The organism is Pseudomonas sp. 5P_5.1_Bac1 (assembly GCF_025466015.1).
Lineage (GTDB): Bacteria > Pseudomonadota > Gammaproteobacteria > Pseudomonadales > Pseudomonadaceae > Aquipseudomonas.
The window spans coordinates 315,014-328,646 of sequence record NZ_JANLNX010000091.1 but is presented as its reverse complement, the minus strand read 5'-3'; the positions used below and the strand labels follow the sequence as shown (position 1 = coordinate 328,646).

Sequence of the window (13,633 nt, the reverse complement as noted above, 5' to 3'; positions counted from 1 at the left end):
CATCAGGCATTTCCTTCGCGATCACGCATCCCCAGCAGATACAGCACGCCGTCGAGGCCCAAGGTGGAGATGGCCTGCTTGGCCGATTGACGCACCAGCGGCTTGGCGCGGAACGCCACGCCGAGGCCGGCAATGCCCAGCATCGGCAGGTCGTTGGCACCGTCGCCAACGGCGATGGTCTGCTCCATCTGCAAACCTTCCTTGCGCGCCAGCTCGCCGAGCAGGTCGGCCTTGCGCTGCGCGTCGACAATCGGCTCGACAGCCACGCCGGTAACCTTGCCGTCGACCACTTCCAGTTCGTTGGCGAACACGTAGTCGATGCCCAGCTTGGCTTGCAGTTGCTTGGCGAAGTAGGTGAAGCCGCCGGAGAGGATGGCGGTCTTGTAGCCCAGGCGCTTGAGTTCGGCGAACAGGGTTTCAGCACCTTCGGTCAGGCGCAGCGAGGCGCCAATTTCGTCCAGCACATTGACGTCCAGGCCCTTGAGCAGCGCCAGACGCTCCTTGAAGCTGGCGCGGAAATCCAACTCGCCGCGCATGGCGCGCTCGGTGATTTCCGAAACCTGTTCACCAACGCCGGCAGCCTTGGCCAACTCATCGATCACCTCGGCTTCGATCAGCGTCGAATCCATGTCGAACACCGCCAGGCGGCGATTGCGGCGGAACAGCGAATCCTGCTGGAAGGCAATGTCGACGTTCAGTTCCTGGGCGACGCTGAGGAACTCGGCACGCAGGGCCTGCGGATCAGCCGGCTCGCCGCGCACGGAGAACTCGATGCAGCCCTTGCCCTGGTCCACCGGAGTGTCCAGCGCCACACGCCCGGACAAACGATCGATGTGATCGATGTTCAGGCCGTATTTGGCAGTGATGGAGCTGACGCGCTGCAGTTGCTCGGCGGTGACCTTGCGGGTCAGCAGGGTGACGATATGGCGCGGCTTGCCCTGACCGTCGACCCAATTGCGGTAGTCGGCTTCCGAAACCGGGGTGAAACGCACTTGCTGGTTCAGCTCGTAGCCGGTGAACAGCAGGTCCTTGAGCACCGAAGAGCCCTGCTCGGTGTCGGGAATTTCAACCAGAATGCCGAAGGACAGTGTGTCATGGATCACCGCCTGGCCAATATCGAGAATGTTCACACCGCCGCGCGCCAGGACGCCGGTAATGGCCGCGGTCAGACCCGGACGGTCCTCACCGGTGATGTTGATCAAGACGATTTCGCGCAAGACGGGCTCCGAGTCGTTGAAAAAGTGCGCATTCTACCGCGTTTTGCAGACCATCGGGCGCAGCGATACTTTGCCGGGTCAAGGGCGGTCGCTATACTGCGCAGCAATTTCTCCGTCATAAAGAGCCGCGCTCAGTGAACCGGCCCACGCCCGTCAAAACCGACAACTTCTTCCTGCTGATCTTTCGTGCCCTGCGTCAGCGTCGCGTGCCCCTGGCATTGCGCATTGCCTGTCACAACATTTTCCTGGTTGCCCTGGCGCTGGTGATCTACGCCTGCGTGATGGGTTTGCAGTTCAAGGAAGCCATGCATGAACAGGCCGATGCCCTCGGGCAGAGCCTGACCACTCAGACCGCAACCTCGGCGACCGAACTGCTGGTGTCCAACGACATCCTCAGCCTCAACGTGCTGCTCGGGAATCTGGTGAAAAACCCGCTGGTCGCCCATGCGGCGATCTACAGCGTCGATAACCGGATCCTCGCCGAAGCCGGCCAGCGCCCGAAAAACAGCCTGCTGGGTGAAGCCGAAGGTCTGTACCAGACCAAGATCACCTTCCAGGACGTGACCGCGGGCCAGTTGCGCATCAGCCTGGACATGAGCCAGTTCCAGCAGCCGATGACCATCAGCATGCAGAGCATGGGCATCCTCGCCGGCATCCTGCTGGCGCTGGCGCTGACCATGAGCCTGCGTCTTGGGCGCTATGTATCGACGCCGCTGCTGCAACTGCGGGTCTGGCTGCGCGATCTGGACGAATACACCCCGGCCACCGAACGCCAGGACGAAATCGGCGATCTCGCCCGCCAGCTCCACGCCCGCTTCGCGCCGCCGCCGAAGGCGCCAGAGCCCGAGCCGGAACCCGAAATCGAAGACGATTTCGAGGAAGACGCCGAGCCTGCCTTCCAGGTCCGCAACCTGCGCGATCCGAGCTTCGACGAAACCCCTGCGGTGAGCCGCCCGGCGCTGCGTGCCACGGAAGACGACGAAGATGACGACGCCTTCGCCGACCTGCGTGACGATTCAGCACCTGTTGCCGCTCCTGTTGTGCCCGCGGCACCGCGCCAGCCACAGGCCAGCGCCGTCCTTGCCGTGCAATTGGGCTCACAGGAACAACTGCGCCGCCTGCCACGGACTCGCCTGACGGAACTGCTGGAGCGTTATCGCGACTGCCTTGAGCAAGCCGCCTCGCTTTATGAAAGCGAAGTCCAGCACCTCAACGATGGCAGCACCCTGTTGCTGTTCCATAGCCAGGACAGCGGTGAGGATTACCTGACCAACGCGATTTGCTGCGGCGAGCTGCTACGCGCCTTGGGCCATGCGCTGCAGGTTGAAGTGGCCGACAGCGGCATCACCCTGCAGTTGCAACTGGGCCTGGTGGTGGGTGACGACCTCGAAGGCCTGAGCCAGATCGACCTGCTGCTGACCGAAAAGGCCCAGGACGCCCTGGCCCTGTCGCAACACAGCCGCAACCTGCTGCTGGTGGAGCGCAAGATCGGCGAAGACACCCTGATCCGCCAACGCGCCCGCATCCGCCCGATCGCCAGCCCCGAGGGTGCCTGCTGCGTGGAGCGCTTGATGGAGCCGTATCCGTCGATGCTGGAACGCCAGTTGGCGCGGATGCATGAGCGGCAGGTGAAGAACTGAAGTCCAGACTTGTGGGAGCGCCGTCCGGCCAACTCCCGCAGGCTTCAGCCCAATAAAAAAGCCCGCATCGCTGCGGGCTTTTTCATGTCTGATGAACTCAGAAGCGGAACACTTCCATGTCCGTGCGGATCGGCGAAGCCATCGGAATCTTTGGCTTTTCCGGCTCCTTGCGAACCTGTACCGGAGCGGCTTGCTTCTTCGGCGGCGCCTCTTCAACGATTGCCGGCTGGTTGGCCAACGGTTTCAACGCCGTGCTCAACTGCTCGGCCAGACGCTGCAGCAACTGGCCCTGGGCCTGCACCTGCGCCGAGGAACTGCCGGCATGCGGCTGTTCAAGGTGAATGATGCGGTTGTCGCGAACCTGACCACGACGGTCCAGCAGACGCCATTGCGCATCGAGGATCGCCGGTTGATTCGCGCCCGAGTCCAGGCGGGTGATCGACAGCAGCACCTGCACATCAGGACTGAAGCCCGTGCTGGCCGGAGCCAGGATCACGCGCTGGCTGTCCAGACGCCATGCCAGCTGGCGAACCAGCAGTTGATCGATATCAGCGGAAAGACTGCCCGCCCAACGACCGTCCGTCGCCGCGGTGAGGCTGCCATCGTTTTGCCGCTGCAGCAGCGTCTCACGCTGCAGGTAGTCGGCGACCGATACCGGACCCAGCACTACCGCCATACCAGCACTTTGCTTCGGTTGTCCTGGCTCGCCACTGTCAAGCTGATACAAGGCGACCGGCTGGTGCATGCTGCACCCCGCCAGGCCCAGTACGCCCGTGAGCAAGAGAACAAATGGAAGGCGCAGAAAAGTCATCATCCCATCCAGGCGGCCACCACACGGCACCGCAGTGATACTCATGAATTCATTCGGGCACCCAGCCACGCTGGCACCACAGGGCGCCTATCATCCGCGAAATCAAGCTCTAACTCCAGTGTTTACGCCCGGAACGTGTGGGAAAAACCCCGTTCCAGGCGTCTGGAACGCTTACTCCGGATTGTCGACCAACAACGCATCGACCCGCTGGAAGCCGCGCGGCAGTTTGTTACCGCGACGTCCACGCTCGCCTTTGTAATGCTCCAAGTCTTCACCCTTGAGCGATAGCGTACGCTTGCCGGCTTGCAATACAAGGGTCGCGCCGTCAGCCAGAACGGCCATATCCGTGACGTATTCCTCACGGCTGGCCACCCGGTCACCGGGAATTCCGATGATCTTGTTACCCTTGCCTTTGGCCAACTGCGGCAGGTCACTGATCTTGAACACCAGCAGGCGACCCTCGGTCGTCACCGCTGCCAGCCAGTTCTGCTCGCGGTCCGCCACCGGACGAGGTGCAAGCACCTTGGCACCGTTAGGCAGACTGAGCAGCGCCTTGCCGGCCTTGTTCTTGGCCTGCAGGTCCTCGCCCTTGACCACGAAGCCGTAACCGGCGTCGGAGGCGATCACGTACAGCGCGTCGTCATCCGGCAGCAGCACGCATTCGAAGGAAGCGCCTGGCGGCGGTGTCAGACGACCGGTCAGCGGTTCGCCCTGGCCCCGCGCCGACGGCAGGGTGTGGGCTGCCACCGAGTAACTGCGGCCGGTGGAGTCGACAAACACCGCGAACTGGTTCGAGCGCCCCGCCGCCGCCACCTTGAAGCCGTCGCCAGCCTTGTAGGAAAGGCCGGTAGCGTCGATGTCGTGGCCCTTGGCGCAACGTACCCAGCCCTTTTCGGACAGGACCACAGTTACCGGTTCGGTCGGCATCAGCTCGTTTTCCGACAGCGCCTTGGCTTCCGCCCGGGCGATGATCGGCGAGCGGCGGTCGTCGCCGTAGGTTTCGGCGTCCTTGATCAGTTCGGTGCGCACCAGCTTGCGCAGCTTGGCGTCGCTGCCGAGCAGGGCTTGCAGCTTGGCCTGTTCCTTGAGCAGTTCGTCCTGCTCGCCGCGGATCTTCATCTCTTCCAGCCGCGCCAGTTGGCGCAGGCGGGTTTCGAGGATGTATTCGGCCTGGATCTCGGTCAGCTCGAAGCGGGCAATCAACGCCTGCTTGGGATGGTCTTCGGTACGAATGATGTGGATCACTTCGTCCAGGTTCAGGAACGCAACCAGCAAGCCATCCAGCAGGTGCAGGCGACGCTCGACCTTGTCCAGGCGGAATTGCAGCCGGCGGCGTACCGTGTTGATGCGGAATTCCAGCCATTCCACCAGCAGCGCGCGCAGGTTCTTCAACTGCGGGCGGCCATCCAGGCCGATGATGTTGACGTTGACGCGGTAGCTGGACTCCAGCTCGGTGGTGGCGAACAGGTGTTGCATCAGCTCGTCCAGCTCGACCCGGTTGGAGCGCGGAATGATGACGATCCGGCACGGGTTCTCGTGGTCGGACTCATCGCGCAGGTCGGCGACCATCGGCAGCTTTTTCGCCTGCATCTGCGCGGCAATCTGCTCCAGCACCTTGGCACCGGAAACCTGATGCGGCAGCGCGGTGACGATGATGTCGCCGTCTTCGATGCGGTACACCGCGCGCATGCGGACCGAGCCGCGACCGGTTTCGTAGATTTTCAGCAGGTCGGCGCGCGGGGTGATGATTTCCGCTTCGGTCGGATAGTCCGGCCCCTGGATATGTTCGCAGAGCTGCTCGACGGTGGCCTTTGGCTCATCGAGCAGGCGCACGCACGCCGAGGCGACTTCCCGCAGGTTGTGCGGCGGTACGTCGGTGGCCATACCGACGGCGATGCCGGTGGTGCCGTTGAGGAGGATATTCGGCAAACGTGCCGGCAAAACGGCAGGTTCGTCGAGGGTGCCGTCGAAGTTCGGCACCCAGTCCGCAGTGCCCTGCCCCAGCTCGCTGAGCAGCACTTCGGAATAACGCGACAGTCGCGCTTCGGTGTAGCGCATGGCCGCGAAGGATTTCGGATCGTCCGGCGCACCCCAGTTGCCCTGGCCGTCGACCAGGGTGTAGCGGTAGCTGAACGGCTGGGCCATCAGCACCATGGCTTCGTAGCAGGCCGAATCGCCGTGGGGGTGGAATTTACCGAGTACGTCACCGACGGTACGCGCCGATTTCTTGTGCTTGGAATCAGCATCCAGGCCCAGTTCGCTCATGGCGTAGACGATACGCCGCTGGACCGGCTTCAGGCCGTCGCCGATGTGCGGCAGCGCCCGGTCCATGATCACGTACATGGAATAGTTGAGGTAGGCCTGTTCGGTGAAGTCAGCCAGTGACCGGCGCTCTACGCCGTCGAGGCTGAGATCAAGGGAGTCGCTCATGCGGGCCTCATCATTTCAAGGTCTGGCGCAGCAGCAAGGTGCCGCCGCGCTGGGTGAATTCAAGTTGTTTCAGGGCACTCATGCCCAACAGCACCTGTTCGCCATCGAGCCCCGGAACCACCAGGGCGCGAACGTCGCGCAGGAGGATATCGCCCAATTGCAGGCTGTCCAGACGGGTCCGGTAGCCCTCGGTCCGGCCATTGGCGGTACTGACGGTCACCGGGGCGCCGCGCTCCAGGCCGAAACCGCGGGCCAGGGGCTCCGGGATCGCCACATCGGTGGCCCCGGTATCGAGCAAAAAATGAACAGCCTGACCGTTGATCAGGCCGTCAGCGACGAAGTGGCCCTGGCCATTGCCGGCCAGGCGCACCTCGACGTAACCCTCACCATGCTGCGAGGTGATCTGGCTGTTGGGGTTCACCTGCTTCTCTTCCCAGGCGCCGAAAAAGCGCGTGGCAAGGAACAACCCGGCGGCCCAGGCCAACACCATGAACACGCGTCCGATGCGCTGCCCCGGCGACTGGCTCATTTCTTCGCGCTCCAGCCGCCTTTCGGCGCGGCGAACCGCCAGACCACCGGACGGTCTTCGCCGTCCGCACGCGTGCCGCCGTTGTTGTCCAGGCCGATCCAGGCGCCTTCGGCGTCGATCACCAGCGCCTCGGCCAGCCCGTAAGGCTGGGTGTAGCGCCGCGAATCGACCAGCGCATCAGCGGCGAACGACCAGCAACGCTCTACCACACCGCTCTGTGCGTCACGACGACAGATGCGATAGGCATTGCGCTCGAGGGTGAACAGCTTGCCCTCAAACAACGCCAGGTCAGAAAAGTCCCGCGAGACTTCACGCGCCTTGGGAAACTGCTCCGGCTGCATCTCGGTGCCGGCTTCGCTGAGCAACACGCAGGAGTCGCCGCAGGTCCAGGTGGTCTGCTTGCGATTGATCAGCAGCAGGCCGCGGCGCTCGCGTTCGGCCGCCAGCCACAGACGGTCACCCGCCGGGCTCACCGCCAGCCCTTCGAACAGGGCGTTGAAGTGCAGCAGCATGCCGCTGGCGCGGGCCTGGCGAATCATGCTCGGATCGATTCGCAGCCAGGTCGGCGGGCCGTCCTGCGGTACTTGCAGCACTGCGGCGTGGGCTTCGCTGATGATGTAGTGGTTACCCGCCGCGTCGCAACTCAGGCCCTCGAAATCGAGGTCACCGCCGCGCACCAGCGAGGCGGCCCATTGCCGCGAGCGCAGGCCCAGCGGAAAACCGGAGTCCGGCACCGGCGGCACGGCCAGTTGCAGGCCGGTGGCCTGCCAGACCTGGGCGCTGGTATCGAGCTTGTAGAGCAGATCGTCGTCGCGGTCGGAGATGGTCCACAGCGCGCCGCTGCACATCGCCAGCCCCGACAGATTGCCGCCGCGCATGCCTTCGACCGGATGCTCGGAGAGCATCTTCAACTCCGGCCAGGGCTCGGCCAGCGAAGGCAGCGCGACCAGCGACAGCAAGGTCGCCAGCAGCAGACGGATCAAGCCATGACCTCGGCCAGGTTGCCGTTGCTCTCCAGCCAGGTCTTGCGGTCGCCCGCGCGCTTCTTGGCCAGCAGCATGTCCATGATTTCGCGGGTGTGCTCGAGGTCGTCCAGGGTCAACTGGACCAGGCGCCGGGTGTTCGGGTCCATGGTGGTTTCGCGCAGCTGCGGCGGGTTCATTTCGCCCAGACCCTTGAATCGGGTGACCTGCGGCTTGCCACGTTTCTTCTCGGCCACCAGGCGGTCGAGGATGCCGTCACGTTCGGCTTCGTCGAGGGCGTAGTAGATTTCCTTGCCCAGGTCGATGCGGTACAGCGGCGGCATCGCCACATAGACGTGGCCGGCTTCCACCAGCGGGCGGAAATGCTGGACGAACAGGGCGCAGAGCAAGGTGGCAATGTGCAGGCCGTCGGAGTCGGCGTCGGCGAGGATGCAGATCTTGCCGTAGCGCAATTGGCTCAGGTCGGCGGCACCCGGGTCGACACCGATGGCCACCGCGATGTTGTGCACTTCCTGGCTGGCGAGGACTTCACCGCCATCGACTTCCCAGGTGTTGAGGATCTTGCCGCGCAGCGGCAGGATCGCCTGGAATTCCTTGTCCCGCGCCTGCTTGGCCGAGCCACCGGCGGAATCACCCTCGACCAGGAACAGCTCTGCGCGCATCGGGTCCTGGCCCGCGCAGTCGGCCAGCTTGCCCGGCAGCGCCGGACCCTGGGTGACACGCTTGCGCTCGACCTTCTTGCTCGCCTTGAGGCGACGGCCGGCATTGTTGATCGCCAGTTCGGCCAGTTGCATGCCCAGCTCGGGATGCTCGTTGAGCCACAGGCTGAAGGCATCCTTGACCACGCCGGAGACGAACGCCGCCGCCTCGCGGGAGGACAGGCGTTCCTTGGTCTGACCGGAGAACTGCGGTTCCTGCATTTTCATCGAGAGCACGAAACTGATGCGCTCCCAGACGTCTTCCGGCGCCAGCTTGACGCCGCGCGGCAGCAGGTTGCGGAACTCGCAGAACTCGCGCATGGCATCGAGCAAGCCCTGGCGCAGGCCGTTCACATGGGTGCCGCCCTGGGCGGTGGGGATCAGGTTGACGTAGCTTTCCTGGACGCTGTCGCCGCCTTCGGGCAGCCACAACAGCGCCCAGTCCACGGCTTCCTTGTTACCGGCCAGGCTGCCGCAGAACGGCTCGTCGGGCAGGCGCAGGAAGTCGCTGACGGAATCGACCAGGTAAGAACGCAGGCCATCCTCGTAATGCCACTCGACCTTCTCGCCGGTGCCTTTGTCCTCGAAGCTGACCAGCAGCCCGGGGCACAGCACGGCCTTGGCCTTGAGCACATGTTTCAGGCGGCTGATGGAGAATTTAGGGGAGTCGAAGTATTTCGGGTCCGGCGAGAAATACACGCTGGTGCCGGTGTTGCGCTTGCCGACCGTGCCGATGACTTCCAGGTCGCTGGCCTTGAAGCCGTCGGCGAAAGTCATCTGGTATTCGTTGCCGTCACGCTTGACCCGCACGCGGACCTGGTTGGACAGGGCGTTGACCACCGAGATACCCACGCCGTGCAGACCACCGGAGAACTGGTAGTTCTTGTTGGAGAACTTGCCGCCGGCGTGCAGCTTGGTGAGGATCAGCTCGACCCCGGACACACCCTCCTCGGGATGGATGTCCACCGGCATGCCGCGACCGTCGTCGCAGACTTCCAGGGAATGGTCGGCATGCAGGATCACCTGCACCGAACGGGCATGCCCGGCCAGGGCTTCGTCGACGCTGTTGTCGATGACTTCCTGGGCCAGGTGGTTGGGGCGGCTGGTGTCGGTGTACATGCCCGGACGCTTGCGTACCGGGTCAAGGCCCGAGAGGACTTCGATGGCGTCTGCGTTATAGGCGCTAGCGCTGGGATTGGCCATGGGTTCTCGTCGTCATTCGTAGATGAAAATAAGCAATCAAAATACAGAAAAATCGAGGCTTTGATACGCCTGCGGATCAATGCCGGCAAAACTCAGCAGTGCCGGCAGGTGCAAGGCGAAGCCCTGGAAACTGTGATCGCCGCCGGCTTCGATACGCAGGGCACAGGCCCGGTAGAAGCGTTCGGCGTGGCGGTAATCGAGGGTTTCGTCACCGGTCTGCAACCAGACCTGGTAACGCGCCGGGTCGACAGGCGGCGCCACTTCCAGCTCGGCCAGGGCCTGCACGTGGTCGTGGGTCAGCTCCCAGGTTTCACCGGTGTAGTGGTTGGTCTGGGTGCCCAGGTAGCCGTCGAACAACCGATGCGGGTTGACCGCCGGGTTGATCAGCAGTGCTTTCAGCCCGTGGCGCTCGGCCAGATGGGTGGCATAGTAGCCGCCGAGGGAACTGCCGACCAGCAAGGGCTGGCCCAGTTCGGCAATGTGAGCTTCGAGTTGCGCAATGGCCTGGCGCGGATGGTGATGCAGGGCCGGAACGCGCAACTGCCCGGCAAGGCCCAATTGTGTCATGACGGCCTGCAACTGGCTGGCCTTCATGGAGCTCGGCGCGCTGTTCAAACCGTGGATGTAAAGGATCGAGCCCGACATTCCGCCCCCAGTCTCAGGTGAATCGCCCGGATTGACCGGGCAGAAAAACGCGCAGTTTAGCCTGTTAACCGGGAAATGATTCAGCTTTAGAGTTTGCCTGATGCGTCAGTAACCATTGCCGTAGTCCACGGTGTAGGCGAAATCCTTCAGCCGCGAGACGCCCGTCTCGATCCGCCCGTCGTCGTGCAACGCCAGCCAGCGGTAACCGGGGGCGCGCTCGTCGACCTTGAAGTCGTCGCTGCCGGGCTCGAACTGGACGCAGGTCGATGGCGACGCCAGCAGCCGCAGACCGTCCACTTGTTGGTCCCACTCCTGATGGATATGGCCCCAGAGCAGCGCGCGGGCCTGTGGATAAGGTTTCAGCACCTGAAACAGCGCCTCGGGGTTGCGCAGGCCGATCGGCGCCATCCACGCGCAACCGATGGACACCGGCTGATGATGGAAGCAGATCAGGCAATGCCGTCCATCGGCACTTTCCAGGGCCTGTTTCAGCAGGCTCAACTGGCTGTCGTCGAGAAAACCCGGCACGGAGCCGGGAATCGCCGAGTTGAGCATCAACACCCGCCAATTGCCGATATCGGTCACCGGATCGAGCACGTCGGTCCCGGCCGCGACGCGCTCCATCGGTAGCGGCTCGTCGTGATTGCCCGCCAGCCAGCGGGCCGGCGCATCGATGACGGCGGTCATACGGCGGAATTGCTCGTAGGACGCTTCGGTTCCATCCTGGGAAAGGTCGCCCGTCGCCAGCACCAGGTCCACCCGCTCCTGCTCGACCAGAACCCGCTCGATCACCCGTTGCAGGCTCTCGTGGGTATTCATGCCCAATAGCGAGCCGTCGGCATCGGCAAACAGATGACTGTCGGAAAGCTGCACCAACAGAATCGGCGCCGCCTCGGGGTTCGTGCTCGGCAAGACGTAGTCCTCGGAAGAAAGGCCAGATTATGCGGCCAGCCAATTGGCCGGGCCAAGCCCCGGAATGCGGGGCCGATCACACATGTTCGGTTGATCTCAACATTTCATGGGTCTGCAACCCGGCAGTGTTCGCCTCACCGACCAGCGGTCTGCTGTGAATCTCGTGCCGGGCGGTGTCCAGCACCCCGTCCTTCACATAGCACAGGCCATCCCGCTCCACGCAAACCTCGCCCTCAAGCAATGCCAGCACTTCATCCCCCGCCTGCAGCACATTGGTGATTTTTCCCGGGAACACATGAATGATGCCCGCCTGCTCGAACACCACCGAACTGCGAAATTCCGAACGCGTCTTGAGCTTTGCCAGCACTACGCCCTTCCAGCCGGTATAGCGGAAACGCGGCAGGAACCCCGACCAGAAGCGGCACATCTGTTGCTCGCTGAGCGGGCGCACCCGCGACTCGACGAAAGCGTCATCCAGCGACGCCAGCAGCGCCTCGGCCTGCGCGGGCGTCGCATAAGAGCCCAGGATCGTGTAGCAGCCATGCGTCAGCACGTAGTTGCAGGACTGTTGGGCATGGCTGTCTATTTGCGGCATCAGGCACGGAAACCAGCCGTCCATGACAATGAACGAGATCGGCTTCAGCCCGGGCCGGCTGTCTTCGTACTGCAAGCCAAGGCAGACCTGATAAACCACTTCGAGCCCCGTCTCGGGCGCCGCCGCCTCGATTTGCGGGACCAGTGACTGATACCCGGTGGCGTTGATCACCCGATCGACCTGCACCACCTCACCACCGTCCAGCAGCAACCTGAACTGTCCGGCCGACTCGGCCGCTTCCAGGACCTGGCTGTTGCAGCGGACCTCGATGCCCGCCGCAGCTAGCCGCGCACGAAAGTAGTCGCGCAGACGCCCGCCGAGCACGGCGCTTGGCTCGTCCAGGTCGTAGGCTGCTTCGAGGTTGGTGTAGCCCCACGCCGAAGGATCGATCTGACGGCATTCCGGCGATTCGTGACAGACCTCGGCGAATACCTCGTTCGACACTTTCGAGGGGTGCCCGATTGCGTCCAGCGTGCCATGGGCATACACCGCGTACTCATGCCCCACTACCAGTTCCGGGTAGTGGGCGCAGAAGCGCTCCAGCGTCGCCGCGCAGACTTCGCGCGTCGAGCGCGAGCGCGGGTAATGCGGCCCTTTATGCAGGCGGATGCCGAAGCTTCCGGACACCCCGTTGAAAATGTCCGGCTCACGCTCGATCAGCAGGACCCGATGCCCCCGCCCGGCCAACTCCAGCGCAACGTGACAACCACTCCAACCCGCTCCAATCACTGCGATTTGCATGCCTCTCTCCTGCGTTCGATCACAAAGGCGTGATGAAACGCAGGCGAGGCATACGTCAGGATTAAGAGTTTGGCGCTAAACGGCTGTATAGAGATTTCGTACGCAATTCAGCGAACGATCGCCAGCTCATGCCCACAAGCAAGGCAGTGCGTCAGCCATTCGCCCAGAAACAGGTTGAGCTGGGCCTTCTCGTCCGGCTGGTGCATCGATTCGTTGGGATAGGGATAGACGCTGCGAAAACGCCGCGCGTGCTCGGCGCTGATCACTTCGGCCATGCGCGCGTCGTGGTAGACCTGCACTTCCAGTTGCGGCACCGGCAGCCACGGCAGGCTGTGTTCCTGGCGAACCCGCAAGGTGGTGGTGTAAGGGCAGGCCAGCACCACTTCCAGGGTCAGCACGCCCAGCATCTGGTCGCCCTGGGTCATGCCGATGCGACGGGAACTGGTGGCGTTGCGCATGTCTGGCAGCAGGCGCATCAGGCGGGCGTAATTGGCCTCGCAGGCAGCCTGCAAGCCAACCAGATCGACCCGATAACGCTCGCGTGCAAGGTTCACGACCACAGCCCCCTGACTTCATCACGGTTCAAGGCCAGCCATTGCAAGGCAATAATCGTCGCCGCATTGGCAATCTGCCCATCACGCACGGCCTGCAAGGCATCCTCGAATGCCCAGACCCGCACGCGAATGTCTTCGCCCTCTTCTTCCAGGCCATGCAGCCCGCCAGCCCCCTCGCTGCTGCAACGCCCCAGATACAGATGCACCAGTTCGTCGCTGCCGCCAGGTGACGGGAAGTAGCGGGTCATCGGCCACAGCGCGCTGAACACGAGCCCAGCTTCCTCCTGCGCTTCGCGGTGCGCAACTTCTTCCGGCTGCTCGTCCTTGTCGATCAGACCGGCGACCAGCTCCACCAGCCAGGGGTTTTCAACCTTGTCCAGAGCGCCCACACGGAACTGCTCGATCAGCACCACTTCGTCGCGTTGCGGGTCGTAGGGCAGAACGCACACAGCGTCGTGACGGACGAACAGCTCGCGGCTGATCTCGCGTCCCATACCGCCGGCGAACAGTTCATGCCGCAGGTGCAGCCGGTCCAGCCGGTAGAAGCCCTGGAAACAGTTCTCGCGCCGGACGATCTCAACGGCGGTCGGAACGGTGTTCGTTTTGTCTGTCATGAAAATCCCCAATACCCCACGTGCTACTTCGCGCCATCCTACCCCGCGTACCCTCGGCTTT

At 63.4% G+C, this 13,633-nt stretch carries 12 protein-coding genes; 1 reads left to right on the top strand and 11 read right to left on the bottom strand.

What is annotated here, in order from left to right:
- Window positions 1-2 precede the first annotated feature (2 nt).
- Complete coding sequence (gene serB / locus NTD82_RS19865; protein WP_095155932.1) at window positions 3-1,217, bottom strand: phosphoserine phosphatase SerB; 1,215 nt, start codon at window positions 1,215-1,217, stop codon at window positions 3-5.
- A 134-nt stretch (window positions 1,218-1,351) separates the two neighbouring features.
- On the opposite strand from serB, the gene NTD82_RS19860 reads away from it, so the two are divergent.
- On the top strand, window positions 1,352-2,857 hold the full coding sequence (locus NTD82_RS19860; RefSeq protein ID WP_262129902.1) for a histidine kinase: 1,506 nt from the start codon (window positions 1,352-1,354) through the stop codon (window positions 2,855-2,857).
- A 97-nt stretch (window positions 2,858-2,954) separates the two neighbouring features.
- Here the strand turns inward: NTD82_RS19860 and NTD82_RS19855 are convergent, their stop codons facing one another.
- The 10 genes from NTD82_RS19855 to NTD82_RS19810 form a co-directional block, all read right to left on the bottom strand.
- On the bottom strand, window positions 2,955-3,668 hold the full coding sequence (locus NTD82_RS19855) for a membrane integrity-associated transporter subunit PqiC (RefSeq protein WP_095156117.1): 714 nt from the start codon (window positions 3,666-3,668) through the stop codon (window positions 2,955-2,957).
- A 171-nt stretch (window positions 3,669-3,839) separates the two neighbouring features.
- Window positions 3,840-6,098, bottom strand: a complete 2,259-nt coding sequence (gene parC, locus NTD82_RS19850) for a DNA topoisomerase IV subunit A (protein ID WP_095155930.1) — start codon at window positions 6,096-6,098, stop codon at window positions 3,840-3,842.
- A gap of 10 nt (window positions 6,099-6,108) precedes the next feature.
- Window positions 6,109-6,627 carry a TIGR02281 family clan AA aspartic protease gene (locus tag NTD82_RS19845; protein ID WP_095155929.1) on the bottom strand — a complete coding sequence of 173 codons (519 nt, stop codon included), beginning with the start codon at window positions 6,625-6,627 and terminating at the stop codon, window positions 6,109-6,111.
- A complete protein-coding gene (locus NTD82_RS19840) occupies window positions 6,624-7,610 on the bottom strand; it encodes an esterase-like activity of phytase family protein (RefSeq protein ID WP_095155928.1) in 987 nt (328 codons plus the stop codon). Before NTD82_RS19840 ends, NTD82_RS19845 begins: the two co-directional genes overlap by 4 nt.
- Window positions 7,607-9,511: a DNA topoisomerase IV subunit B gene (parE, locus tag NTD82_RS19835; protein ID WP_095155927.1), complete on the bottom strand. Its 1,905-nt coding sequence runs from the start codon at window positions 9,509-9,511 to the stop codon at window positions 7,607-7,609. Before parE ends, NTD82_RS19840 begins: the two co-directional genes overlap by 4 nt.
- A gap of 36 nt (window positions 9,512-9,547) precedes the next feature.
- Complete coding sequence (locus tag NTD82_RS19830) at window positions 9,548-10,156, bottom strand: YqiA/YcfP family alpha/beta fold hydrolase (protein ID WP_095155926.1); 609 nt, start codon at window positions 10,154-10,156, stop codon at window positions 9,548-9,550.
- Window positions 10,157-10,261: 105 nt separating this feature from the next.
- Window positions 10,262-11,068, bottom strand: a complete 807-nt coding sequence (gene cpdA, locus NTD82_RS19825; RefSeq protein WP_095155925.1) for a 3',5'-cyclic-AMP phosphodiesterase — start codon at window positions 11,066-11,068, stop codon at window positions 10,262-10,264.
- A gap of 76 nt (window positions 11,069-11,144) precedes the next feature.
- Window positions 11,145-12,404 carry an FAD-dependent oxidoreductase gene (locus tag NTD82_RS19820; protein ID WP_262129899.1) on the bottom strand — a complete coding sequence of 420 codons (1,260 nt, stop codon included), beginning with the start codon at window positions 12,402-12,404 and terminating at the stop codon, window positions 11,145-11,147.
- A gap of 107 nt (window positions 12,405-12,511) precedes the next feature.
- Window positions 12,512-12,964 (bottom strand): DUF1249 domain-containing protein, encoded by a 453-nt coding sequence (locus tag NTD82_RS19815; RefSeq protein ID WP_095155923.1) that lies wholly within the window; start codon window positions 12,962-12,964, stop codon window positions 12,512-12,514.
- Window positions 12,955-13,572 carry an NUDIX domain-containing protein gene (locus NTD82_RS19810; RefSeq protein WP_095155922.1) on the bottom strand — a complete coding sequence of 206 codons (618 nt, stop codon included), beginning with the start codon at window positions 13,570-13,572 and terminating at the stop codon, window positions 12,955-12,957. The genes NTD82_RS19815 and NTD82_RS19810 overlap by 10 nt, the downstream gene beginning before the upstream one ends.
- Window positions 13,573-13,633 lie beyond the last annotated feature (61 nt).

Excerpts from the sequence above, each read along its gene's own strand:
- NTD82_RS19810 (WP_095155922.1), bottom strand. The coding sequence starts at position 13,572 with ATGACAGACAAAACGAACACCGTTCCGACCGCCGTTGAGATCGTCCGG.
- NTD82_RS19820 (WP_262129899.1), bottom strand. The coding sequence starts at position 12,404 with ATGCAAATCGCAGTGATTGGAGCGGGTTGGAGTGGTTGTCACGTTGCG.
- parC (WP_095155930.1), bottom strand. The coding sequence starts at position 6,098 with ATGAGCGACTCCCTTGATCTCAGCCTCGACGGCGTAGAGCGCCGGTCA.
- NTD82_RS19830 (WP_095155926.1), bottom strand. The coding sequence starts at position 10,156 with ATGTCGGGCTCGATCCTTTACATCCACGGTTTGAACAGCGCGCCGAGC.
- NTD82_RS19845 (WP_095155929.1), bottom strand. The coding sequence starts at position 6,627 with ATGAGCCAGTCGCCGGGGCAGCGCATCGGACGCGTGTTCATGGTGTTG.
- parE (WP_095155927.1), bottom strand. The coding sequence starts at position 9,511 with ATGGCCAATCCCAGCGCTAGCGCCTATAACGCAGACGCCATCGAAGTC.
- NTD82_RS19855 (WP_095156117.1), bottom strand. The coding sequence starts at position 3,668 with ATGACTTTTCTGCGCCTTCCATTTGTTCTCTTGCTCACGGGCGTACTG.